The 20,966-nt window shown below is 69.3% G+C and carries 23 protein-coding genes and 4 pseudogenes; 14 read left to right on the forward strand and 13 right to left on the reverse strand.

Annotation, left to right across the window (positions count from 1 at the left end; all coding sequences use genetic code 11):
- Positions 1-39: 39 nt before the first annotated feature.
- Positions 40-348 carry a DUF6355 family natural product biosynthesis protein gene (locus AB0E85_RS37535; RefSeq protein ID WP_361937082.1) on the reverse strand — a complete coding sequence of 103 codons (309 nt, stop codon included), beginning with the start codon at positions 346-348 and terminating at the stop codon, positions 40-42.
- Positions 349-715: 367 nt separating this feature from the next.
- Here AB0E85_RS37535 and AB0E85_RS37540 point away from each other — a divergent pair.
- From AB0E85_RS37540 to AB0E85_RS37555, 4 genes and pseudogenes are all read left to right on the forward strand, one after another.
- A pseudogene (locus AB0E85_RS37540) lies at positions 716-858 on the forward strand (IS5/IS1182 family transposase); the annotation flags it as partial.
- A gap of 215 nt (positions 859-1,073) precedes the next feature.
- Positions 1,074-1,790: an arginase family protein gene (locus tag AB0E85_RS37545; protein WP_361937084.1), complete on the forward strand. Its 717-nt coding sequence runs from the start codon at positions 1,074-1,076 to the stop codon at positions 1,788-1,790.
- An 85-nt stretch (positions 1,791-1,875) separates the two neighbouring features.
- Complete coding sequence (locus tag AB0E85_RS37550; protein ID WP_361937086.1) at positions 1,876-2,016, forward strand: hypothetical protein; 141 nt, start codon at positions 1,876-1,878, stop codon at positions 2,014-2,016.
- A gap of 70 nt (positions 2,017-2,086) precedes the next feature.
- Positions 2,087-2,351: pseudogene (locus tag AB0E85_RS37555) on the forward strand (MFS transporter); the annotation flags it as partial.
- 76 nt (positions 2,352-2,427) lie between these two features.
- Here AB0E85_RS37555 and AB0E85_RS37560 read toward each other — a convergent pair.
- On the reverse strand, positions 2,428-2,964 hold the full coding sequence (locus AB0E85_RS37560; protein ID WP_361937088.1) for a DUF4396 domain-containing protein: 537 nt from the start codon (positions 2,962-2,964) through the stop codon (positions 2,428-2,430).
- Positions 2,965-3,238: 274 nt separating this feature from the next.
- A complete protein-coding gene (locus tag AB0E85_RS37565) occupies positions 3,239-3,676 on the reverse strand; it encodes a hypothetical protein (protein ID WP_361937090.1) in 438 nt (145 codons plus the stop codon).
- A gap of 84 nt (positions 3,677-3,760) precedes the next feature.
- Between AB0E85_RS37565 and AB0E85_RS37570 the strand changes: the two genes are divergently transcribed.
- Positions 3,761-4,465, forward strand: coding sequence for a helix-turn-helix domain-containing protein (locus AB0E85_RS37570; RefSeq protein WP_361937091.1), 705 nt, complete (start codon positions 3,761-3,763; stop codon positions 4,463-4,465).
- A gap of 343 nt (positions 4,466-4,808) precedes the next feature.
- On the opposite strand, the gene AB0E85_RS37575 is transcribed toward AB0E85_RS37570, so the two are convergent.
- Positions 4,809-5,801, reverse strand: a complete 993-nt coding sequence (locus tag AB0E85_RS37575) for a WYL domain-containing protein (protein WP_361937093.1) — start codon at positions 5,799-5,801, stop codon at positions 4,809-4,811.
- A 93-nt stretch (positions 5,802-5,894) separates the two neighbouring features.
- On the opposite strand from AB0E85_RS37575, the gene AB0E85_RS37580 reads away from it, so the two are divergent.
- The 4 genes and pseudogenes from AB0E85_RS37580 to AB0E85_RS37595 all read left to right on the forward strand — a co-directional run bounded on the left by AB0E85_RS37580 (position 5,895) and on the right by AB0E85_RS37595 (position 8,439).
- Entirely contained in the window at positions 5,895-6,260 is a 366-nt protein-coding gene (locus tag AB0E85_RS37580; protein WP_361937095.1) for a VOC family protein, read from the forward strand.
- A gap of 200 nt (positions 6,261-6,460) precedes the next feature.
- Positions 6,461-6,595: pseudogene (locus tag AB0E85_RS37585) on the forward strand (IS5/IS1182 family transposase); the annotation flags it as partial.
- A 336-nt stretch (positions 6,596-6,931) separates the two neighbouring features.
- On the forward strand, positions 6,932-7,849 hold the full coding sequence (locus tag AB0E85_RS37590) for a MerR family transcriptional regulator (protein WP_361937123.1): 918 nt from the start codon (positions 6,932-6,934) through the stop codon (positions 7,847-7,849).
- A 95-nt stretch (positions 7,850-7,944) separates the two neighbouring features.
- Positions 7,945-8,439: a hypothetical protein gene (locus tag AB0E85_RS37595; RefSeq protein ID WP_361937097.1), complete on the forward strand. Its 495-nt coding sequence runs from the start codon at positions 7,945-7,947 to the stop codon at positions 8,437-8,439.
- 89 nt (positions 8,440-8,528) lie between these two features.
- Here the strand turns inward: AB0E85_RS37595 and AB0E85_RS37600 are convergent, their stop codons facing one another.
- Positions 8,529-8,669, reverse strand: a complete 141-nt coding sequence (locus AB0E85_RS37600) for a hypothetical protein (protein ID WP_361937099.1) — start codon at positions 8,667-8,669, stop codon at positions 8,529-8,531.
- A 372-nt stretch (positions 8,670-9,041) separates the two neighbouring features.
- On the opposite strand from AB0E85_RS37600, the pseudogene AB0E85_RS37605 reads away from it, so the two are divergent.
- Positions 9,042-9,290: pseudogene (locus tag AB0E85_RS37605) on the forward strand (dihydrofolate reductase family protein); the annotation flags it as partial.
- A 138-nt stretch (positions 9,291-9,428) separates the two neighbouring features.
- On the opposite strand, the gene AB0E85_RS37610 reads toward AB0E85_RS37605, so the two are convergent.
- Together AB0E85_RS37610 and AB0E85_RS37615 are read right to left on the reverse strand one after the other, a co-directional pair.
- Entirely contained in the window at positions 9,429-10,601 is a 1,173-nt protein-coding gene (locus tag AB0E85_RS37610; RefSeq protein WP_361937101.1) for a S8 family peptidase, read from the reverse strand.
- A 535-nt stretch (positions 10,602-11,136) separates the two neighbouring features.
- Positions 11,137-11,508, reverse strand: coding sequence for a hypothetical protein (locus AB0E85_RS37615; protein WP_361937103.1), 372 nt, complete (start codon positions 11,506-11,508; stop codon positions 11,137-11,139).
- A 411-nt stretch (positions 11,509-11,919) separates the two neighbouring features.
- Between AB0E85_RS37615 and AB0E85_RS37620 the strand changes: the two genes are divergently transcribed.
- Positions 11,920-12,768, forward strand: coding sequence for a CAP domain-containing protein (locus tag AB0E85_RS37620; protein WP_361937105.1), 849 nt, complete (start codon positions 11,920-11,922; stop codon positions 12,766-12,768).
- Between the two features lie 45 nt (positions 12,769-12,813).
- On the opposite strand, the gene AB0E85_RS37625 is transcribed toward AB0E85_RS37620, so the two are convergent.
- Together AB0E85_RS37625 and AB0E85_RS37630 are read right to left on the reverse strand one after the other, a co-directional pair.
- Positions 12,814-14,142 carry a HAMP domain-containing sensor histidine kinase gene (locus AB0E85_RS37625; RefSeq protein WP_361937107.1) on the reverse strand — a complete coding sequence of 443 codons (1,329 nt, stop codon included), beginning with the start codon at positions 14,140-14,142 and terminating at the stop codon, positions 12,814-12,816.
- Entirely contained in the window at positions 14,139-14,828 is a 690-nt protein-coding gene (locus AB0E85_RS37630) for a response regulator transcription factor (RefSeq protein ID WP_361937109.1), read from the reverse strand. The genes AB0E85_RS37625 and AB0E85_RS37630 overlap by 4 nt, the downstream gene beginning before the upstream one ends.
- 399 nt (positions 14,829-15,227) lie before the next feature.
- Between AB0E85_RS37630 and AB0E85_RS37635 the strand changes: the two genes are divergently transcribed.
- A complete protein-coding gene (locus AB0E85_RS37635; protein ID WP_361937111.1) occupies positions 15,228-15,440 on the forward strand; it encodes a hypothetical protein in 213 nt (70 codons plus the stop codon).
- A gap of 58 nt (positions 15,441-15,498) precedes the next feature.
- On the opposite strand, the gene AB0E85_RS37640 is transcribed toward AB0E85_RS37635, so the two are convergent.
- Complete coding sequence (locus tag AB0E85_RS37640; RefSeq protein ID WP_361937113.1) at positions 15,499-16,626, reverse strand: alpha/beta hydrolase; 1,128 nt, start codon at positions 16,624-16,626, stop codon at positions 15,499-15,501.
- Between the two features lie 239 nt (positions 16,627-16,865).
- On the opposite strand from AB0E85_RS37640, the gene AB0E85_RS37645 reads away from it, so the two are divergent.
- Together AB0E85_RS37645 and AB0E85_RS37650 are read left to right on the forward strand one after the other, a co-directional pair.
- Positions 16,866-17,624 (forward strand): 2-phosphosulfolactate phosphatase, encoded by a 759-nt coding sequence (locus tag AB0E85_RS37645; protein WP_361937115.1) that lies wholly within the window; start codon positions 16,866-16,868, stop codon positions 17,622-17,624.
- Positions 17,625-17,758: 134 nt separating this feature from the next.
- Positions 17,759-18,178, forward strand: coding sequence for a DinB family protein (locus tag AB0E85_RS37650; RefSeq protein ID WP_361937117.1), 420 nt, complete (start codon positions 17,759-17,761; stop codon positions 18,176-18,178).
- Positions 18,179-18,235: 57 nt separating this feature from the next.
- On the opposite strand, the gene AB0E85_RS37655 is transcribed toward AB0E85_RS37650, so the two are convergent.
- From AB0E85_RS37655 to AB0E85_RS37665, 3 genes are read right to left on the reverse strand one after another with little or no spacing between them, the layout of a single operon-like run.
- On the reverse strand, positions 18,236-19,393 hold the full coding sequence (locus tag AB0E85_RS37655) for an acetyl-CoA C-acetyltransferase (protein ID WP_361937119.1): 1,158 nt from the start codon (positions 19,391-19,393) through the stop codon (positions 18,236-18,238).
- Positions 19,394-19,431: 38 nt separating this feature from the next.
- A complete protein-coding gene (locus tag AB0E85_RS37660; RefSeq protein WP_361937125.1) occupies positions 19,432-20,019 on the reverse strand; it encodes a TetR/AcrR family transcriptional regulator in 588 nt (195 codons plus the stop codon).
- Between the two features lie 54 nt (positions 20,020-20,073).
- Complete coding sequence (locus AB0E85_RS37665) at positions 20,074-20,862, reverse strand: SDR family oxidoreductase (protein ID WP_361937121.1); 789 nt, start codon at positions 20,860-20,862, stop codon at positions 20,074-20,076.
- Positions 20,863-20,966: the final 104 nt, after the last annotated feature.

Below are 20,966 nucleotides of genomic sequence, written 5' to 3' on the forward strand. Positions count from 1 at the left end.
ACCGCCACGCCGTCGCATCGCGATCGATCCTGTGATGGGTCAGCAGTTCCCGACGTACACCGCGTAGTCGATGTCGTCGGTGCTGCCCAGATAGGTCTCGCCATCGGGAACGCACTCGTACCGCACGTCGGTGGTCCAGTCCAGCTCGATCTTGATGATGACGCGGCCGCTGCCGCAATGACCGTAGTAGGCGGAGTCGGAGGTTTCGTAGTACCCGCATGCCTGCGCGGACGTGTCCCCCGACGGCGCAGCTGTGGCCACGGTGCTGGTGCCGAGCGAAAGCAGCCCTGCCGTGGCGATCATGGCGGCTGCGGCGGTAGCCCGCTTGAGCGGGGTCCTCTTCTTCACGGTTCTCCTTCGTCGACGGCACCGGTCAGGCATGAGCGCGACCGGTAGAGACGGCGGGATGACGAGTTCAGCTCTGCCTCAGAGTTCTGTCGCAACCCGGCCGGGACGCGGCTGTTGCGGCCGGAACGCCCACTCCAGGTGTAATGGCTCAGACGTTGTTCGCGGTCGGGCGCTGAGACCGAACAAACAACCTTCGAAAATACGCATCGGCCAGACGTACGCCCCACGAGCGCGTTCCTGACCGCAGCGCCGGGGTGCACGCCTGCCGGTTGCGGGCGAACCAATCATGGGCGGGGGGGTGCACTACGCGAGACTGCGATGCCGTCGTGCGGCCCGGCGGCCACTGCTGCGTGGAATCCGCCCGCGCGGCCCTCCGCTGCCCGGCAACCGCAACGACTGCAAGGTGTGGGAACTGTTCGGCCCCAGGGAGGCCGCGGGAAGAGCACGGTGATCGCGGACGGCGGCTGCCGGGGTGCCGGCCTGGTCATCCCGCATCGCCGCGAGAAGGGACCGGGTGGCTGAGGGACACGCAGGTCACCCAGTACCCGAGATCATGTACGGGCCATTGCTTAGGCTGAGTTGGTCAACGTGAGGGGAGAGTCGTGTCCGGTCAGGTCGTACTCGAGGTGGCGCAGTGGCAGGGGTCGGGGGCCACGACCGCTGGTCGATTGCGCGATGGTGCTGTCCGCCTTGCCGAGCTTGTTCCTGAGGAGCGGCGGCTCAGGGTGGCGATCGACAGCGGCGCCGGGAACTCGCGAGGCGGCGTACGAAACGCCGACGTGCTGGAGCGGCACCTGCAAGCAGTGCGCGAAGCCCTGGCCGCTGTTCCGCCAGGTGAAACGACCGTGACCATCGGCGGCGACTGCGGGGTGGACCTCGCTCCGATCGAAACCGCGCTCTCCGTCTTCGGGGACCGGCTGACGCTGGTGTGGTTCGACGCGCACGCCGACCTCAACACCCCGCAGTCCTCGCCGTCCGGAGCCTTCCACGGCATGGTGCTGCGCGCGCTCCTCGGCGACGGCCCCGAAGGCCTGCGCCCCGCGCAGAGCGTGTCGGCCGACCGTGTGGTGCTGGCAGGCGCCCGGTCACTGGACGCGGGCGAGCGGGAGTTCGTCGAGCGTCGCGGCATCCGGCACATCGGCGTCGAGCAACTGACCCGACCGGGTCCACTTCTGGCCCAGGTGCGTGCGACCGGCGCCAAGGCGGTCTACGTCCACATCGACCTCGACGTCCTCGATCCGCAGATCTTCCCGGCCGTCGGCACGCCCGAGCCGGGCGGCCTCGGAGTCGAGGACCTGCTGGAAGCGCTGCGCGCGTTGATGGACGAGTTCACGCTCGCCGGCATTGCGCTGACCGAGTACGAGAGAGCGGATGACAGCGGCCCGGAAGAGGCGGTACTGCGGCAAATCGTCAGCGGGCTGTTCGGAACCGCTTCACACTGAGCCCCGGCCACTCGCATCCGCGGCGATCCTCGCCTCGGCGCTCGCCGCGATGGCCTTTCCCGCCTCCGCTTCCAGCGCCCCGAACGTGGTGCGAGCAGAGATCGACTGCCCGGCCGGCTACGTGTGGTGTAACCCGCCGCAGTGGCGGCTCATCCGCGACCTGCGCGGCTGCGACCTCAACGACCAGACCCGCTCACTGAAGATCAACCTCGACGACTGCGACTGACTGCACCCCCGCCGCTCCAGGGGCCAGCCGCGTCAGCCGCCGCCGGGCCGGCCGGGCCCTGCTGGGCCCGCTGGGCCCGCTGGGGGGCACGGTGCTGACCAGCGTGGACTTCCGCATCACCTGCCCTGTGTCGGCCGCCATCTTCGCGCTGCTGAGCGTCGTACAGATCCGCGCCCTGCCCACCCGGCGGCGTGACGACGCCCAGAGGCAGAACGGCGACAGGGGCCAGGGGTCAGGGGTCAGGGGTCAGGGGTCAGGGCATGCTCGCCCAGTGGCGCGGTATCTCCGCCAACCGGCCGTTCCTGCTCTTCTCCTTCGCCATGATCGGCTCCTACGGGCCAGAGCCGGCCTGGGGAATCTGCGTGCGCAAGGTGGGGGCTTGGGCCTGTTTGCCCGCCTGTACTGGGTGCGTCAGTGGTAGGCGTGGACGACGGCGTGGCCCTTGCCGCGGCCGATCATCCACTTGTTCACCGGAGTGGTGATCACGAAGGCGACGGCGAAGCCGCCGAGCAGCGCCGACCAGAACAGTCCGTCGGACAAATGCGCGTCCATCGCTCCCGGGGTCAGCGCGATGATCGCGTTGTCGACCAGTTCCATCACCGCGATGGATACGGTGTCGGCGGCCAGCGCCACCTTGATGGCGGCCTTCAGCGACAGCCCTGCGCGCACGACGGCGAAGAGCGTGAAGGAGTAGCCGAAGAGGAAGGCGAGGGAGATCGCCAGGATCATGGTGGGCACGTTGCCCCACAGCAGGGCGGTGCCGATGACCATGCCGAGGATCTCGCCGATGGCGCAGCCGGTCAGGCAGTGCAGCGTCGCCTTCACCGCCGTCGGCCAGGACGCGCCCTTGCCGTGGCCACCGTGTTCCTGATGGCCGTGATGACCGTGGCCCTGTACAGGGGCGGTGTGGCCGTGCGCGGTACCGGTGCGGTGCGTGCTGTGGTCCATGACTCGATATCCCCTATTCGACTCCCAGTGTGGTTGGCCGGTGGCGGCCCCACAACAAGAAGAGCTTGCCGGAGGCCTTCTCCAGCTGGTCCGTTTCCTGCATGGTCACCATGCCGCCGGCTTTGGCGGGCGCTTCGGTCAACGCCTCTGTGCGAGGCGAGCCAGTAGGAGTCGGCGTAGGTCTCGATGTTGGTGCGTTGGCCTCCTTCACACCCAGCGGGTGAGCCGATGGACGCCCACCCGCCTGGTCACCTCCTGGGGCTGCTGCCCTCCGTCAGTGAGACTGTCGCTTGCCGTGGTAGCGCTGGGCGAGCCGGGCGAGAGCCACCGCGGCGAGCAGCAGGCCGAAGTCGCGCAGCGCGACGTCGTAGTAACCGGGGGTGGTCAGAAGGTTGACGATGATCCCGGCGAGCCATCCGGCCACCAGCCAGCCGCCGAAGCGCGGGACGAGCGCGACGACGAGGCCCGCAACGATCTCGATCACTCCGACTGCGTACATGACTGCTTGGGCACTCCCCGGGACGATGTCGTTGATCCACGGGGCGAGGTAGGTGGGCCAGTCCACGAGCAGGTTGGCGAACTTGTCCAGCCCGAACAGGATCGGCGCGACGGTGAACCCGGTGCGCAGGATGACGAACGCCTGGTAGCCGGGATCGCTGAGCGCGGGCCGCCGGGTGGCGGCTGATGTGGTGGTTGTGGTTGCGGACGACATGACGCCCTTCCTTCTATAGACAACTCTCATTAACGATAGAAGCGCGGAAGCGGTCTTTAGTCAATCGCTGTTGGTTTTACACTGGTGTTCGTGGACCCCTCGAAGGAAGTAGCCCGCCCCGACGTCTCAGCCGTCGCCGTTCTCGGCGAGCCGACCCGCAGGAGGCTCTACGACCACGTCGTGCGCCAGCCGGAGCCGGTCAGCCGGGACGAAGCCGCCGAGGCCCTCGGCATTGCCCGGCAGACGGCGGCCTTCCACCTGGACCGGCTGGCCGACGAGGCGCTGCTCGACGTCGTCTACGAGCGGCGCAGCGGCCGCACCGGGCCCGGAGCAGGCCGGCCCGCCAAGCTCTACAAGCGGTCCGCGAGACAGGTCACCGTCAGCCTCCCGGAGCGGCACTACGAACTGGCGGGACGGCTCCTGGCCCAGGCACTGGAGGACTCCGAATCCACAGGTGAACCGGTTCGTTCGGTTCTGCACCGAAAGGCACACGGGCTGGGCGCACAACTCGCCGGCCCGGGCCATGCGGATGTATTCACCGTGCTGGAAGAGAACGGCTTCGAACCCCGCTCTGACGGTGATGCCATCGTTTTGGGCAATTGTCCCTTCCACGCGCTGGCCCGCGATCACACCCAGACGGTGTGCGGCATGAACCTCCACCTGCTCCGCGGCCTGCTGGAGGGGATCACCGAAAGCGGCCTCCAGGCACGCCTGGCTCCCAGCCCCGGTCACTGCTGTGTCCGTCTGGAGCCGGAATCCTCTGCGTCCACCAGCGTGCGCCCATCCTGAGGCCACCAACCACCGCTCCCAGTTCCGCATCGGACACCACCGGCCCGCTCAGAATCAACGTGCGCCGAGATTCGTGACCGGGCGACAGGTCGAAGACTGCCGACGGATCCTCACCGACCGGCCAGCGGATCGAACCCTCATCGGGCATCGCCGTCTCAGCGGATGAGCCTGGCCCACCGCGCAGATGCTGACCAGGCTCGCGTTGTCACCGGCAGCACTTTGTCTTGATCCGCCATGGCTGCGGCTCCACCGACGCCGCCAACGTGCCGTGGGGCCACTTCGCCGAGGCGCCCCCTGCACGGCGCTGGTCAGGAGCGCGGGAGTGATGGCCCATCAGGAGTCGTCAGCCGTCCGGGTCCCGTGTGCTGTCCGGGCAGGTTGGTGACGGCGCATAGTGGTGGGCGAGATGGATGGCGAGGTCGCGGAGGTGAGCCCTGGCTTCAGTGGGGCCGTGCACAGTGATGGCGCTCCCGAACGGCAGTAGTGCTCGCACATCCTCCAGACGCAGGAAGCGGATTGTCACGTTGTGGCCGGCGGCGGAATCGTCAGGGCCGTCCTGGACGAGTCGGTGGCCGAAGATCCGTTGCGCTCGCTCGATCTGGGTCTGGTCGATGGTGGCGCTGACCTCTATCACGTGGTTGTGTTCCCACTGAGCGATGAGCGCGGCAGCGACGGTGGCCAGGGTCTGGTCCTCGCGGATCCGTCGTGGCTGGTCGGCTTCCTTCCACGTCGAGATCCGTTCGAGTCGGTACATCCGTGGCACTCGGGCACAGTCGGCGACGAGGTACCAGATGCCCGCCTTGGCGAACAGCCCGTAAGGATCCACGGTCAGGTCGCGTGGACACGACTCGCGTGGACTGGCGTACTCGATCCGTAGCCGGCGGCCTCGCCGCACTGCGCCGATCAGCGAAGCCGGAGTCGTGCCGGAAGTTCGTGCGCCATGCCAGGGACGGCTGTCCACGTGCACTACGTCGGTGAGCGGCAGGAGCTCATGAACTCGTGGTAGCTGTGCAGCGGCGATCTTGGAGAGGGCGCGCCGGCTTTCGGCCGATGCGTTGAGCTCCGCGCGTTGCGTCTCATCCAGCCCGGTGAGCGACAGATGATCCCGCTCGCCCGGTGTGAGCCGCGTGAGGTCGACTCCGGATCCGGGCAGCATGGTCACGCCTCCGAGACGGCCGCGGTGTGCGGTGACCGGCAGACCGGCGTCGCGGAGCCAGTTCAGGTCTCGGGTGATGGTTCGAAGGGACACCCCGAGCGCTGAGGCGAGTTCCTGTGTGGTCACGGCATCCCTTGACGTGAGGAGCAGCATCAGGCTGAAGAAGCGGTCTGGGGTCACCCACCGATTTTCCCCGGGAATTGCGACACGATGTGGCGCATATACCGGTCAGGCTGGTGGATGCGTACCTGCTACCTGCGAGAAGGACCAGTCATGACCACATCCATCGTGTCCATCGTCTACGTGAACGACGCTCCCGCCGCAGCGCGTTTCTACGGCGACCTCCTCGGCATGAGCCCGTCGTTCGAGACTCCGGGATACATCACCTTCGACCTCGGGCCAGGCGCTGACCTCGCTCTGTGGTCCGGCCAGTTCGAGGATCTGTCACCGGACGTCCCGCGCACCAGTGAGGTGTGCCTGGCCATCGACAGTGGACCCGACGAGCTCAACGCGACGTTTGAGCAGTGGAAGTCCAAGGGAGTCACGATGCTGCGCGAGCCTCATGATGCGGGGTTCGGGCTGACCTTCCTCGCGGCGGATCCTGACGGGAACCGGATCCGCGTCGCACCGCGGGACTGACCGGCCGCAAGGCGGCAGGCGCGCACGCCTGAGTGTCGCGCGTGCCGTCGTCTGGCTTCGAGAGGACGACGGGTGCCCCGCGCGAATGCGCCAGCAAGAACGCCGGGCAGTGCGGCGGCAGTCCACAGTTCGAGCCGGCTCTGAACGCGGTCGGGGCCCCGGCCGGGAGTCGGTCGGCCTCAAAGCCGCCGCCCGCTGCGGTGCGAGGCGATAAGGCGTACTCTTCACGCGCGAATCGCGCCTCCCTGCGCAGACGTGGCATCACTTGCACGATTCCTGGGCCGGCCGATCAGGTCCGCAAACGCAGGCGCCGCGGACCTGGCGGTGGCCGTCCGCCCTTCCTCGAACACGAGGGCCTGGAGGCCCGGCACAGGTCGAATGCAGGATCAGCGGCTCAAGCGGCACGGGCCGTGGCGACCCGGTTCGACACACTTGCGGTTCGGTTCGAGGCGACGGTTCAGGCCGGCGCGATTCATCGGTGGCTGTGAACCCTCAGCCTGCCGTCGTGCGGATGCCCCAGGAGCAAGGACGGCCCTGCAGTCATCACGGAGGAAGGGCATACTTCCTGGCATTGGCGCGGCGCGGCATGGATGGGGTTGCACCTTCCGTAGCGGCATGTGGTCCGGTGGACTTACGTCCCGTCCCGATGCCTTGAGGAAAAGGTCTTGCTCATGCATTCGTCTTTCACGCCACCCCGTCGCGTCAAGATCGGTGACGCGGCGGCCTTCGTCGGCAGCACGCCACGGGCGATTCGCCATTACCACGAGATCGGTCTGCTCCCAGAGCCTGAGCGGGGCAGCGATGACCGCCGCCGCTACGGGTACGAGGACATGATCCGCCTCCTGTGGATTCGCAAGATGGCCGACGCCGGGATCGCCCTGGACGACATCCGTGCCGCCTTTACCGCCGACACGGCTTCCGCCGGTGGGGACGGCGAAGACCGTGTCGCGGACATCCTGGAGCGGTTGGAGGAAACCCTCGTCCAGCAGGAGGCGGAATTGCGGCGGCAACGGACCGCCGTGCAGCGGATGCGCACCGAAGGCAGCCGGATGGGCCTGCTCTCCGACGTCGTCACCGACCGCCTCAAGAGCCTGCCCGAGGGCTCCCTGCGCCAGGCGGACCTGGACAGTCTGCTGGTCACCGAGCGGATCTTCGGCCCGCTCGGCGCGGCCGTCCAGGCCACCCGCTTCGTCGTCCTGGCCGCGCACCCCACTTTGCGGGAGGATTCCGACCGCATCGATGAGGCCGAGGAGGCGCTCGATGACGGTGTCGCCGTCGATGATCCACGGGTGGCTCAAGTGGCCGTCGAGCGGCACGCCTTCGAGAGCGCCCTGCAGGCCGCCATCGAGGAGTCCGGCTTGGGGAAGGACGACGATGCCCTCTTCGACGCCTGGGACACTTTGCACCCTGCCACCGCCGATGACGGCAAGGGCGAGGGGCCGACCGACCTCGGTTCTCGCAGGCGGGAGACTGACTCCATGAGCGTGTTCGAAACCACCGGCAAGATGCCCTACGACTTCTCCCCGGCCCGCCTGCGCTGTATGGAACTGGCGGAAGAACTGTCCGCCCAGGACTCACCCGCTACGTAGAACACGTCCTGGACGACCCCACGCCCGCGCAGGCCGTTGTGCAGGGGAGCCGAGGCCAACGAAGCAGGGTCGCAGTCCGACGGTACGGTGGCCAGGTGGCGAACATCTTCTCTGGTGGAGGCCGGGAGCTGGATCTGTCCAACGGCGGCACCGAGGCGTTTGTCGAGGTGCTGATGCTCGCTGTGTCCGATCTTGCATCCGAGGCCTGGGACCTTCGCTTCGCGGCGCTACTGAACTTGCAGGACCAGCATGTGATGGGCCGTGGCGCGGTCGGCTTCCACCTGGAGGAGGTCGACTGGGGCACCAGTCAGTCCGAGCGCGCGCGGTCCAAGGACTTCGTACTGCGCGCCACGGCTCTCGCAGCGAGCGGGCATCGCTGGAGCGAGCTGGGCTACCACCCGCCCCGCGTGCACGACCACCTGGAGCAGTTCAGGATCATGGTGGAGCACTTCACCCCGCCGGCCAACAGCGGCCCCTACCACCACTTCCCAGGGCCGGAGGGGGCTGCGACGGCATCGTGCACGCGTCACCGGGTCCTCAGCGGACTCCCGCACTGGGAAGGCTGCTTCCTGTGTATCCAGGCCCGATAGCCGTGGTGCTCGGGTGCATCCCGCCCGCGACGGACGACTCAGCCGGTAAGCCGCGGTACGCAGGTCGTCGTCGTGGTGGGGCACCTCGGTCAGGTGGCGGGTCTGGTGCAGGTGCCGCCGCCGGCGACTTCAGCGTCTGTCAGGGCGCGGGCCGCCTGGCCGCGGCGGCGCAGCAGCAGCCCGAGGCGGACCCGCGGCATCGAGGAAGGCGGCGCGGACTTCAGCACCATGCAGGGAGTGCCGGTGAGGAGGCCGTACCGGAGCGTCCGGCCCGCCCAGGCCGGAGTAGTTCGTCCTGCTCGGCATCGGGTCTCACGTCCTCATCAACCGGTGAACAGGCATGTGCCTCGCAGTCGAGCGGCGGTCCTCCGTGTCCGCGCGTCGCGGGCTCCGGTGAAGCTGTGTGGTCCGTCATGTACGCGGTGCGGGCCATGAGTTGAGGGGGCAGGGGGCCTCGGTCAGGGGGGCCTCGGTCGATGACGGTGCGGATGCAGAAGGTGCTGCGGCCGTCGCGAACGGGGCCGACGGCCGGGATCAGGTCGGCCGTTCCTTACAAGAGCGACAGCTCACGACACGCTGATTTGAGGCACCCGGAAGCAGAGGAGAGCACCGTGGCCAAGGCGCAGGAGCTTGCGGGTGGCCGCGTGGTCGAGGTCGCCGCCGGCGACGTCGGTGGCCAGGTGCTTGCCGCGGGCCTGATCGACGAGGTGCGCATGGACGTGGTGCCCGTCGTGTTCGGGTCCGGCAAGCACTACTTCGGGTCGGTCCACGCGCAGCACCTGTTGGAGGATCCTGACGTGGTGCTTCAGGGCAACCGGGTGCTTCACCTGCGCTATCGGCTGCGCCGTTGACCGGTCTGAGGGGGTACGCACAGCACGGCCGCCGCCCGCCGTGCGCGCCGTTGACCGGTCTGAGAGGGTACGCACAGCACGGCCGGCGCCCGCCGTGGCCCCGGTGAGGGCAGTACGGTGGGCGCCGGTCACATGGGGCTACTCGACGATCTTGAGCAGCTTGTTCGCGGTGCCCTGTGAGGGGTTGGAGATCTTGTCGGGAGTGGCGCCGTCGGTGAGGGCCTTGGCCACCTGGTCCGGCGTGGCGTCCTTGTGGCCCGCCAGGTAGACGGCCGCGGCGCCTACGACGTGCGGTGTGGCCATGGACGTGCCCGAGATGGTCTTGGTGCCTTCATCGCTGTCGTTCCACGCGGAGGTGACGTCCGAACCGGGGGCGTAGATGTCCACGACCGCCCCGAAGTTGGAGAAGTCGGACTGCTTGTCGGCCTTGGTCGAGGAGGCGACGGTGATGGCTTCCGCGACACGGGACGGGGAGCCCTGCCCGGCGTCGGCGGAGTCGTTGCCGGCGGCGACGCCGAAGGTGACACCGGCGGCGACGGCCTTCTTGACGGCTTCGTCGATGGCCGGGTCGGCGCCCCCGCCCAGGCTCATGTTCGCGACGGACGGGCCGCTGTGATTCTTGGCGACCCAGTCGATGCCTGCGATCACCTGCTCGGTCGTCCCTGACCCGTTGTCGTCGAGCACCCGGACGGCGACGATCTTCGCCTTCTTGGCGACGCCGTGGGACGTGCCGGCGATCGTGCCGGCGACGTGGGTGCCGTGACCGTTGCCGTCACTGGCGTCGTTGTCGTTGTCCACCGCGTCGAAGCCGGACGTGGCCCGTCCCGCGAAGTCCTTGTGCGAGATCCTCACACCGGTGTCGATGACGTACGCCGTGACGCCGTCGCCCGCGCCGTCGGGGTAGGTGTACTTGCCGTCGCCGGCCGTGTCCGCCTGGTCCAGGCGGTCGAGGCCCCAGGAGGGCGGGTTGTCCTGAGTGGCGTCGATGTTGAACTTCTTGACCTGCACGACCTTGGCGACCGCCGGGTCCGCGGCGAGGCGCTTGGCCTCGGCCGAGGAAAGGCCGTTGGCGGAGAAGCCGTTGATGGCGGTCGTGTACGTGCGCCGGAGCGTGCCGCCGTACTCCTCGGCAAGCGCGGACTTGTTCGCTTTCTCGTCCATCGTGACGATGAAGCTGCCGGGGACGGCTCCGTTCGCACCGAGGCCGTACACGGTGCCTTCTGCCGGGGTGGGTTCGGGCGCTGTGTGCGCGTGGGCCGTGCCGATGGCCGTCAGGGTTACGACGACGGTTGTGGCAGTAAGGAGCTGCATTCTGTGTGTGAATGCGCGAGACGCCATGTGAGGGGTTCTCCTCGTCAGGTGATGTGGGGGGCCTGGGAGTTCGGAACCGAACCTGCATCGGATCCACCTCGAACCTGACTCATTGATGTGCTCAGATCAAGGACTTCAAGCGGATCGGTGGCGTAGCAGCAGGTCGGCAGCACACGAATCGGCCACCCTTCTCGCGCACTTTTCCATCACACGCCTGACGCTCATGCGGGCATTTCGTCGAGAAGGTGTGCACATATACCAGGGGCCGACGTTGTGGCACGGAATCTGGGTAGGCGGTGCGGGCTTCACAGCAAGCGATTGCAGAGCACCAGTCCGACCGGACCTGAAAATGGTGCAGACCGCGGAGCATCCCGAAAACCAGACCGATTCGAAACGCCCGTTGGAAAGCTGTTGATGAATCGAGATTCATCAGTTGCGCACGGCAACTTTTGAAGCGGGGAATGTCGTAGTTGAATTGGGGTCCGGGTGGTCCGGGTGGTCCGGGTGGCCGGCGAGAGCTGCCGGCGTCCTCGCGTCAGAAGGCCTCGCGCAGCTTCTCCTTCCAGCTCGGAGCAGGCGCCTCGCTCTCCGTCTGTGTGTGCATCAGTCGGGCGACGCTCACTCGAACGTGGGCTTCCCGACCCCGCTGCCTGACGGACACCACCCATGCGCCGTCGGGAGTGAGGTAGGCCTGCCTGGCGGGCTGATCTCCAGGCCTGGCGTGCCTGGCGATCACGGCCGGCACGTGCTCCAGAGCGAGTCGCTCCGCTTCCGCGGCGGCCACCTCCGCAGTCGAGCCGACGCCCCGCGTGGCCACCAACTTCCAGCGGTGCAGCCTCAGTTCCGCACCGTCGGCGTACTTGGTCTCCCGTGTGTCCTCTTCCAGGAGGACGTACCAAGTGGTCATGGCAGGAGCTTAGGGCCCAGGGCCGGCACAGGCCCATGTCCCGGCTGCGGGTGCCTTCCAGAGGCTCTGTGCTCCACCAGGTGGCAGCCGGAGGCCACCGACCCCGTCCGTCGGCTGCGGCCCGCCGGACCTCGGCCGCGCCAGGGGCGGGGCCGCCGTACCGGCGGGCGCACTTGCTCGGGCCCACACCCTGGAACGGATCCCCCGGTTCTACGCCGCCGGGATGCTTCCCGTCGTTTCTCAGCGGACTTTGGGGCCTGTCTTAAGGGTTCTTGAAGATGACCTTTGATCAGAGGTCTCCGCCCCGGCCGGGTTCTAGGCTCTCGAACACCCCCCACAGGTCCGGTGGCCGCGATCGCGGCCACCGGATTCGGGGCCGAGTCAGCCGACCGACAGACCGAGGTGTCCTGCATGGGTTCCCGCCGAGCCGCTCGCCCGTCCCGCTTCCACGCCCGCCCTCGCAGTGGGCCGAAGAGGCGCGGTCCCGCGCTGGCCATGGGAGCCGTCGCTGCGATAGCGGGAGTCGGGATCACCGTGGCCGTCGTCAGCGGCGAGGACGGCGACGCGTCGGACCGGGTGGTCGCGAACAGCGCAGACAGGACACCGGGTGCCGACGCCTCCGGTGAGGCGACGCCGCTCGCCTCCCCTTCGGCGAGCCCGAGCAGTACGGCGAGCAACTCGCCGAGCGCGAAGCCGAAGGAGAAGCGGAAGCGATCGGCGAGCCCCACCCCTCGTGAACGGAAGACGACCGTCCCGGCGGAGAAGGCACCCGCGGGGACGGCGGCGAAGAGCAGCGGCGGCGGGGCGGCGAGCGGTTCCGGCGGCACCCGGCCCGGCAGCACCGGATCGGACTCCGGGTCGGGTTCCGAGTCCGGTGGCGGGCCCGAGGCGCAGGTTCTCGCGCTGGTCAACAAGGAGCGCGCCGCGGCGGGTTGCTCACCGGTCACGGCGAACGACCGGCTCACCCGTGCCGCCGACGACTACAGCGACGTCATGGCGAGCAGCGGTGTGATGTCCCATACCGGCCCCGACGGCTCGACGATGACGACCCGGGTGGAGGCCGCGGGGTACCAGTGGTCGACCCTGGGCGAGAACATAGCCCGAGGTCAGGCGGACGCGGCCGCGGTGATGAAGTCCTGGATGAACAGCCCCGGACACCGCGCGAACATACTCAACTGCTCCTTCAAGGAGCTGGGCGTAGGCGTCCACTTCGGCGACGGCGGCCCCTGGTGGACGCAGAACTTCGGCGCCGGTCGCTGACCCACCCCGCTCCCCCCGGCCGCCGACGCCGGTCGCTGACGCCGGTCACCGCACCCCGCCTCCGGTCCGGCCCCCGTCGGCCAGTACGAAGGACACCCGCACCCGGGCGCCACCCAAGGGCGCCCGGGTGATCGTCAGTTCGCCGTCCGCCGCGCGGGACGCCCGGGCCACGATGTCCAGGCCCAGCCCCGTCGAGCCTCCGACGCTCACGCCTCGCGTGAGAGCCGCGGCGGGGTCCGCCACGCCCTCTCCCGCGTCGTCGACCGTGAGGAAGACGTGCCGGTCCGCGCGCTCCACGCGCACGGCGAACGCGGTGCCCTCCGGGGTGTGCCGGAAGACATTGCCGATCAGGGCATCGACAACGGCCGCGAGGTCGTCCTCGGTGAAGGCGACGGGCACCAGGCGCGGCGTGAGGGAGCGCTCGCAGGGCCGACCCTGCTTGGTGGCGAGGACCGACCAGAAGTCCATGCGCATGGCGACCACCTCGGCGACGTCACAGGCCTTCGCCGCGCCGGAACCCGTACGGGCCGGCTTCGCCGGCGCCAGCGGGGTACGGGCAGCGGCGATGATCGAGTCCAGTTCGCTCTCCAGCTGGCCGGCCGCCTCCGCGACCCGCCGGGCACTGGGCGTCGACCCCATCCGGTCGGCCTCCAGATAGAGAGCGGTCAACGGGGTGCGCAGCCGGTGCGAGAGGTCGGCGACCAGCTCGCGTTCCACGGCGAGCAGGTCGAGGACGCGGTCGGCCATGGTGTTGAACGCCGCACCGGCCTCCTGAAGTTCGGGGGGACCGTCGGGTTGGACGCGCACGTCCAGGTCGCCGGAGCCGAGAGCCAGTGCGGCGCGCTTGAGACTGCGCGACGACCGGACGACACGGGCGCCGAGCCGGTCGGCGACGAGTACCGAACCGCCGACCAGGCCCAGCGCGAGCAGCGCCATGACGCCCCAGGACGCGACCACGCCCCGGGTGAGGTCCGCGGCGGGCACGAAGGATTCGACGACCGCGACCCGGTCGCCCTGTAGGACGACGGGCTGGAGGTAGACCCAGCCGCCCGGCGTGTCCACGGCCAGCGTTTCGCGGCCGCGTACGGCCCGGTTGAGCGCGTCCCGGGGTGCGTGCGGGGTGCCGACGAAGCCGCCGTCGGGCAGCCGTACGGCGAGTTGGTCGGAGGAGCCCAGCTCGGCGACGGCCTGCTGCACGTCGGCGCGCCGGGTGGTGAGGGCGAGCACCGGGGACAGGGCGGAGGCCCGCTGCTCGGCGGCCGTGGTGGCCCGGTCCCGTACCTGTTCGCGCACGAGGAGGGCGAGAGGGATGAGGAAGGACAGAGCCACCATCGAGGTGACGGCCAGGGCGATTCCGGCGAGGGCGCGTCTCATGGCGAGCTGACCAACTTGATGCCCAGACCGCGAACGGTGCGCAGATAGCGGGGCTTTCGAGCCTTCTCGCCCATTTTGCGGCGGAGTGCGGAGAGGTGGACGTCGACCGTCTGGTCCTCCACGTACGGCTGCTGCCACACCTCGGCGAGTATGCGCTGCCGGGTGACGACCTGGTCGGCGTGGGCGGCGAGGTAGGCGAGCAGATCGAACTCGCGGCGCGTCAGGGGCAGTTCCCGGCCGGCCAGGTGCGCGGTGCGCGCGGTCGGGTCGATGCGCAGGTCTGCCACCTGGAGGACGGGCCGCCGGGCCGCAGTCCCGTCGGCGGGGACGGACCGGCGCAGCACGGCGGCGAGCCGGGCGGCGAGCTGGCCGCCGGAGAACGGCTTGACCAGGTAGTCGTCGGCTCCTGCGTTGAGCAGCCGGATGATCTCGCTCTCGTCGTCACGGGCGGTGGCGACCAGGACCGGCACGCGGGAGATGCCGCGGATCATGCGCAGCACGTCGAGACCGTCGAGATCGGGCAGCCCCAGGTCCAGCACCACGATGTCCGGCGGGCTCTGGGTGATCTCGCGCAGCGCCTCGAAACCCTGGTGGGTGGTCCTGACCGCGTAGCCGTGCCCGGTCAGGACCTCGATCAGCGCGGCCCGGATGACGGGGTCGTCCTCGACGACAAGTACGGAGGCCATGAGCGAGCACGTTAGCCGGTCCGTCACTATGGTGCCGTGCCCCGCCTCCTGCGCTACCTGATCATATGGCTCGCCTGCACGGCAGCCAGTGTCACCGCTGTCATCCTCACGATTCACTTCGTGGTGGGGTCGACCCGGCCGACAGCGCCGGTCGCACAGTCCGCGCCGAGTGAGCCCCTGAAGCCCCCTCGACCCAGCCCCACCACCGCGAAGCCCTCCCCGAGTCCCTCGGTGAGCAGCCGCAAGCCCACTCCGCCGCCCCGGAGCAGCGAGCCGGCGACCGATCCCAGCCCGACGCCCCCGCCCACGCCGACGCCTACCGCCCGCAGCAGCACCCCCGGGGCATCGACCGGCGCGGTCGGGTCGGGGTGCCAGGAAGGCGGTGCCGGCGTCTATACGGTGCCGTCCGAGGGTGGCAAGGCCACCGTGCGGTTCGGCGACGACGCGGTGTGCCTGATCTCGGCGGTGCCGAACCGGGGGTTCACGGTGAGTACGAGCCGGACCGAGGCGCAGACGCTCACGGTGACGTTCTCGGCCGGCCGCCACCGGTCGGAGATCACCGCCACGGTTCAGCCGCAGAGCCGGGCCGACGTCCGCGAGGTGTCGTGGTGACGTCCCCTGATACGAACGCTCGTCCCCTTCAGCATGTAACGGGGCCTCACAGCTGCGGTCAGGCGAGGTTCTCGGTGAAGAACTCGTCGAGCTTGTCGAAGGGGATGAGGTCCTTGCGGTCGTACAGGTCGACGTGGTCCGCGCCCGGGACGACCAGGAGGTCGATGCTGTCGGGGGCCGTCTTCTGGACGTCCTGGGAGTAGTAGAGGGAGTGCGCCTCGGCGCCGGCCACCAGGAGGGCCCTGCGGGGCGCCAGCATGTCGACGTTCGTCATCTGCCGGAAGGCGAAGAACGACATCGGCGTCGTCGCGGTCCACGCGGTGGTGGAGTTGATCGAGCGCGGGTGGTAGCCGCGCTCGGTGCGGTAGTAGTCGAAGAAGATCTTCGTGATCGGGTCGGCGTCCGCCGGGAGCGTGGTGGGCAGGACGCGGTTCGAGGGGGCGACGTTGCCGTTCTCGTCGAAGGGCACCTCGTGGGATCCCCGCGCGAAGGTGCCCTTCTCGGCATCGACCCAGCGCTGCCGGCTGAGATGGTCCACGACCTTTTGGCGCTGCTCACGGGTGTAGGAGTCCTCGTGGCCGCGGGACATGCTGCGCGACATGTCGTACATCGCGGACGTGGCGACCGCCTTGATGCGGCTGTCCGCAGCCGCCGCGGTCAGCGCCATCCCGCTCAGGCCGCAGATGGCCTGTACGCCGATCCGCTCGCGGTCGACGACCTGCTGCAGGCCGAGGAAGTCGACCGCGGCGCTGAAGTCCTCGGTGTAGATGTCGGGCGAGCCCACATCGCGCACCCTGCCCCCGCTCTCCCCGGTGAACGAGGGGTCGAAGGCGAGCGCGACGTAGCCGCGGCGGGCGAACTCGTTGGCGTAGAGCCCCGAGGACTGTTCCTTGACCGCGCCGAACGGTCCGCTGAGCGCCAGGGCACGCAGCTTTCCCCTGGCGTTCTTCGGCACATAGAGGTCTCCGGCGACCTCGATGCCGTAGCGGTTCTTGAACCGCACCGAGGTCCGCTTGACGTTCTTGTCCAGGGCGAAGGTGTAGCCGCCCTTGGCCGTGGCCTTGCCCTTGCCTGTGGCGCCCGCGGCGCGGCTGTTCTCCGAGCCGAAGGAGGGCAGAGCCGTGACAGAGGCGGCGGTGCCCGCGCCGGTGGCGGCGATCAGTCCGAGCGCTTTGCGACGTTCCATGGAGTAGACCTCGTGTTCGATCGGTGGCGTGATGGCGCGTCGGTCGGTGACGTCATGACCGAGGGCGCGCTTTTCAGGGAACCGCTTCTGCGCCAGGTGCGGCAGGTCGGATTTGTGGGGGGTACAAGCTCAACCTCCCTCACCGCCGGCAGGTGTCTGCCGAGGAAGGCGGAAGGCAGGGAGGAGGACAGTGACCGAGGGCTGCACGACCTCGTCGGGGGCTGGCATGATCGCCGGTCATGGGAGACTGGTTCACGCAGACGGGTCACGGAGTTCGGTTCGAATGGGGCGCTGTCGGTGCGTCCTTCCTGGCCGAGGAGACCCCCTGCCTCGTCATCGTCGATGTGCTCTCATTCACCACATCGGTGACGGTCGCGGTGGAGTCGGGAACGCGGGTTTTCCCCTACCGCTGGCGTGATGAGACCGCTGCGGTGTTCGCCGACCGGATGGGCGCCTGCCTGGCGGTAGGGCGGAGCGCGGCCACCGAGGAGTCACCGTGGTCCCTGTCCCCTGCTGCGCTGCGGCGTGCTCCGTTCACTCCTCGTCTGGTGCTGCCCTCACCCAACGGATCCACCATCGCTGCGGCGGCTGAGGGCTCCACCGTGGTCGCCGGGTCCTTGCGGAACGCAACCGCTGTAGGGCGGTGGGTCGCAGGTCAAGGCTATGGAACGGCCGAGCGGCCTGTCGTGGTCATTGCTTCGGGTGAGCGGTGGCCCGACGGCAGCCTCAGACCGGCGCTTGAGGATCTTCTCGGTGCCGGAGCAGTGATTGCCTCCCTGCGCCGGTGCGGCAGGGGCCGGCTCGCGCCGGAAGCGATGGTGGCCGCAGCCGCCTACGAGGGGATTGGGGACGTCGCCACCACGGTCACGAGCTGCGCGTCCGGACGGCAGCTCGCCGACGGAGGCTTTGCCGACGACGTCGCCATCGCAACGGAACTGGATGCCTGCCAGGTGGTTCCCGTTCTCGTCGACGGAGCGTTCGCCGATGCGGCAGCTTAGCGGTCGCTGACGCCGCTGCGCTCAGCCGGGCGCTGGGGAAAGGCGTTCACAGTCCGCGCGGTCGCCGACCCTGGTCGCAGCACGTTCTCTGTTGTATGTAGTGTGCGGAGATCCGTTGTATGCAGTGTGCGGAGATGATGAGAAGCGAGCGGCTCGCGGACCAGTTGGACCGGCACTGGCACAAGAACCTGCGGCCGCGGTTGCACGGTCTTGCCGATGAGGAGTACTTCTGGGAGCCGGTGCGCGACTGCTGGAGCATCCGCCCACGTGGCACGTCGCCCGCACCGATGTCGGCAGGTTCAGGGGAATGGACGATGGACTCCGCGTCCCCTGCCCCGGTGACCACGATTGCCTGGCGGCTGGCGCACATCATCGTCTCCTGCCTGTGCTATCGGGTGGGATGGCACTTCGGCGGCCGAGACGTCGACTCCCGGACATTCGCCTACGCGGGGACCGCTGACGAGGCGCTGGAGCTGATCCATCACGGGGCCGAGATCTCCCTGCTGCGCGACCTCTACCCCCGGCAGGACGGAGCCGTACCGCGCCGGGAGTGAGCAAGTCGGGGCGCCACGCGGCAGCGAGCGCGATCGGCTGCCGCACCGGTGTCCGCGTCATAGGCGTTCGATTATGGTCACGTTGGCCTGGCCGCCGCCTTCGCACATCGTCTGGAGTCCGTAGCGGCCGCCGGTGCGTTCCAGTTCGTGCAGGAGCGTGGTCATCAGCCGGGTGCCGGTGGCTCCGAGCGGGTGGCCGAGTGCGATGGCCCCGCCGTTGACGTTGACTTTCCCGGGGTCGGCGCCGGTCTCCTTCAGCCAGGCCAGGACCACCGGGGCGAAGGCCTCGTTGATCTCGACCAGGTCGATCTCGTCGAGGGTCATCCCGGACTTCTTCAGGGCGTGAGCGGTGGCCGGGATCGGGGCGGACAGCATGCGGATCGGGTCCTCGCCGCGCACCGAGAGATGGTGGATGCGGGCCCTGGGGGTCAGACCGTGCTCCCGTACGGCCCACTCCGACGCGAGGAGCATGGCCGAGGCGCCGTCGGAGATCTGCGAGGAGAGGGCGGCGGTCAGCCGACCGCCCTCCACCAGTGGTTGCAGTCCCGCCATCTTCTCCCGGCTGGTGTCGCGGCGCGGACCCTCGTCAAGGGTCACGGCGCCGTACGCCACCGTCTCCCGGTCGAAGCGGCCCTCGTCGATGGCCCGGATCGCCCGCTGGTGGGAGCGGAACGCGAACTCCTCCATGGCCTCCCGGGTGATGTCCCACTTGCGGGCGATCTCCTCGGCGCCGAGGAACTGGTTGACCGGCCGGTCGCCGTAGCGGGCCCGCCAGCCCTCGGAGCCGGCGAACGGGCCCTCGGTCAGGCCCAGGGGCTCGGCGGCCTGGCGGGTGGCGAAGGCGATGGGGATCTGCGACATGTTCTGCACACCGCCGGCCACGACCAGGTCCTGGGTGCCGGACAGGACGCCCTGGGCGGCGAAGTGCAGGGCCTGCTGCGAGGAGCCGCACTGGCGGTCGACGGTCACGCCGGGCACCTCCTCCGGCAGCCCGGCGGCCAGCCAGCAGGTGCGCGCTATGTCACCGGCCTGCGGGCCGACGGTGTCGAGGCAGCCGAACACCACGTCCTCGACGACGGCCGGGTCGGCGCCGGAGCGCTCCATCAGCGCGGTCAGCACGTGCGCGCCGAGGTCGGCCGGATGGACGGCGGACAGTCCGCCGCCCCGCCGGCCGACCGGGGTGCGCACCGCTTCGACGATGTAGGCCTCGGCCATGGCGTCTCCTCCTCCGTGTCCGCGATGTGCGGAACTGCCTATGAGTCGTGCAGTGCGATGCCCTCCAGCACCATCGACAGGTACTGGCGGGCGATCTCCTCGGGGCTGTGCCGGCCTCCCGGCCGGTACCAGGACGCGGCGACCCAGACCGTGTCTCGTACGAAGCGGTAGGTGAGCCGTACGTCCAGGTCGGCGCGGAAGACCTTCGCGGCCACTCCGCGCTCCAGCGTGCCCAGCCACGCCTTCTCGAACTTCTGCTGCGACTCGACGAGATAGGCGAAGTGCGGCTGCGTCCCGAGGTGTCTGGACTCCTTCTGGTAGATGGCCACCGCGTCGAGGTGCCGGTCGATCTCCCGGAAGGACTCGGTCACGAGGGCCTCCAGCGTCTGTCTGGGGCCGAGCCCGGCGCCGAGTACGGCGTCGTACCGGGCCCAGAGCTCGTCCAGGAAGCCGGAGAGGATCTCGTCCAGCATCGACTCCTTGGAGTCGAAGTGGTAGTAGAGGCTGCCCGCCAGTATCCCCGCCGCGTCCGCGATCTTCCGGACGGTCGTGGCGTTGTAACCCTGCGCGGCGAACACCTGGGCCGCGATGGCCAGGAGTTCCTCGCGCCGCTCGGGCGGGCTCACCGTGGTCTTCTTGGGGGCGCTGTTGCTGCTTTTCGGCACGGGACCATTCTCGCCTCACGGGTGCTGGCTGCTGACCGACAGGACCTCGCCGGTCAGGTACGACGAGTAGCCGCTGGCCAGGAACACGATCACGTTGGCCACCTCCCAGGGCTCGGCGTAGCGCCCGAAGGCCTCTCGGCCGGTCAGCTCCTCCAGCAGTTCCGGGGTGGTGACCTTGGCGAGGTGCGGGTGCATGGCCAGGCTCGGGGAGACGGCGTTCACCCGCACTCCGTAGGCGGCGGCCTCCATCGCGGCGCACCGGGTCAGAGCCATGACGCCGGCCTTGGCGGCGGCGTAGTGGGCCTGCCCGCGCTGTGCGCGCCAGCCGACCACCGAGGCGTTGTTGACGATGACGCCGCCGGCGCCGGCGGTCTTCATGCGGCGCAGGGCCGCGCGGGTGCAGCGGAAGGTGCCGTTGAGGGTGACGTCGAGGACCTTGCTCCATTCCTCGTCGGTCATGTCGACGAGGTCGGCGGTGCCACCGAGGCCCGCGTTGTTGACCACGATGTCCAGGCGTCCGTGGTGCTCCTCGGCGTGCTCGAACAGTGCGGTGACCTGGTCGTCGTCGGTGACGTCGCAGGGCAGTGCGGTGACGCGGTCCGTGCCGAACTCGGCCGCCAGCTCCGCCCCGGACTGCTTCAGCCGGCGGGCGTGGGCGTCGGAGATCACGACCCGTGCGCCTTCCTCCAGCAGCCGCCGGGCTGTCGCGCCGCCGATCCCGGCACCGGCGGCAGCCGTGACGACGGCGGAGCGGCCGGTGAGCAGCCGGTGGCCGGGCAGGTACGGCGGTGGGGCCGAGGTCACGGGTGCGCTCCCTCCGGCAGGCCGAGGACGCACTCGGCGGAGGACGTTCCGCTGGGTGTCGTGGGAGCCGGTGCGGGTCGTGCCGGGGCCCGCCGGGTCGGAGG

Origin of the sequence: Streptomyces sp. NPDC029044, assembly GCF_040637495.1 — a bacterium.
Lineage (GTDB): Bacteria > Actinomycetota > Actinomycetes > Streptomycetales > Streptomycetaceae > Streptomyces.